The sequence below is a fragment of the Pseudomonas parakoreensis genome (genome assembly GCF_021602155.1).
In the GTDB taxonomy this organism is placed as follows: domain Bacteria; phylum Pseudomonadota; class Gammaproteobacteria; order Pseudomonadales; family Pseudomonadaceae; genus Aquipseudomonas; species Aquipseudomonas parakoreensis.
This window is the reverse complement of the sequence record NZ_BQHY01000079.1, coordinates 1-324: the sequence shown is the minus strand read 5'-3', so window position 1 is coordinate 324 and position 324 is coordinate 1. Positions and strand designations below refer to the sequence as shown.

Here is a 324-nt window from a genome sequence, read left to right as displayed (position 1 = left end):
GCTGGGACTGCTCGGCCAACTGCTTGCCGTAGCGCCAGTCCTGAAACTGCCAGGCGCTGCCAGCGCCGATCAGCACCAGCGCCAGCACGCCAACCGCTTTCCACGGAACGACCATCACGGCACATCCTTGAAGAAGACGTGGCCGCCCAACTTGAGCGTCTGCTTTGCCTTCGCCGCCCAGGCCGGCGCCTTGATGCTGGTAGCGTAGTAATGCGTGGCGCCGCCGGTGGGATCCGGCACCTTGCCGTCGATCACTTGATCAGCAGCGATTCGGCATTGCGCCAGCTCGCGAAACGGGATTTCCTTTACGCCGATCAGGAACTG

General features: G+C 63.3%; 1 protein-coding gene. It reads right to left on the bottom strand.

The window, feature by feature from the left end; all coding sequences use genetic code 11:
• Positions 1 to 114: 114 nt before the first annotated feature.
• On the bottom strand, positions 115 to 324 hold a 210-nt coding region (locus tag L6D63_RS28475), incomplete at its 5' end, for a cell wall hydrolase (RefSeq protein WP_236170519.1).